Below are 1,182 nucleotides of genomic sequence, written 5' to 3'. Positions count from 1 at the left end.
GGCGCTTGTTTCGCTTGCGCAAGGATTGAGCTTGACGCTTGCGATAGAATTTGTGATTTGGTCATTGCCGTCGTTTCTTTCGCGAAATCTGTATCTTTGATACGGCTCTTCGACGCATTCACGTTCTCGTTAATGTTGTCCAAGTTGCTGATTGCGTGGTTGAAACGGTTCTGGAATGCACCTAGCTCTGCGCGGTGGCTGTCTACGTATTTCAGTGCCGCATCGATGATAGCAACAGATTCTTGTGCGCCACCAACTGAGGTTACGTCGATAGTATCTACTGTTACTTTTTTGCCTTCGCCTAAGCCTAGTTCACCAGATAGACCGCCTGAAAACTCGACCTCGCCCTCAACTTTGTTGTTGCCAGCGAAGATTTGCAGTTTACCGTCTTGGTCTACTGAGGCTTTCACTAGGTCAGTTTGGCCGTTAATGTAAGTCGCAAGCTCTTCGATATCGTCACCCGCCTTTGCGCTGATGTTGATTTCTTGCTCTTGGCCGTAGCTGTCCGTTAGGTTGATTTTTAGGTCGTTCTTACCTTCAGCAACGTTCCAGTCTTTACCTTTACCACTTTCAGCTTGGTAGCTCACACCGCCCATCATTTTGTTGTCTGAGCGCATGTCTTTTAGCTCAAGCATCACTGCTTCACCGTTATCCGCACCGATTTGGAACGATTTCGCACCGTGTGTGCCGTTTAGTAGCTTGTTACCACCGAAAGAAGTGGTTTCTGCGATACGGTTTAGTTCGTCGTTGAGCGCGGTCACTTCTTCTTGAATCGCCACACGCTCTGATTTCGAGTTTGAGCCGTTTGCTGATTGTAGAGACAAATCACGCATACGTTGAAGAATGTTAGTGGTCTCGTTCATTGCACCTTCAGCAGTTTGTGCAATCGAGATACCGTCGTTCGCGTTGCGAACCGCTACATCCAAACCACGGCTTTGTACGTTCAAACGGTTCGAGATTTGTAGACCCGCAGCGTCATCTTTTGCGCTGTTGATTTTAAAACCCGAAGACAAACGCTCCATAGAAGTTTGTTGAGCTGAGTTTGCGTTGTTTAGGTAACGCTGAGCGGTCATCGCTGATACGTTAGTGTTTACATTCACTGCCATGGTGATTTCTCCAATTGATTTTCCGGTGTAGCGGTTTCCGACGTCTCGGAAAACCAAGTAGTTCTCTCAAAGTTAC

The 1,182-nt window shown here is 47.5% G+C and carries 1 protein-coding gene; it reads right to left on the bottom strand.

Features of this window, described 5'->3' with window-relative positions; genetic code table 11:
* The coding region (locus tag R7F67_RS24515) for a flagellin (protein ID WP_318057500.1) at positions 1-1,106 on the bottom strand (1,106 nt) is incomplete at its 3' end.
* Positions 1,107-1,182 lie beyond the last annotated feature (76 nt).

Origin of the sequence: Vibrio sp. YT-17, from assembly GCF_033337375.1 — a bacterium.
In the GTDB taxonomy this organism is placed as follows: Bacteria; Pseudomonadota; Gammaproteobacteria; order Enterobacterales; family Vibrionaceae; genus Vibrio; species Vibrio alginolyticus.
The sequence above is the reverse complement of the archived record's forward strand: the minus strand, read 5'-3'. Positions and strand labels throughout refer to the sequence as shown.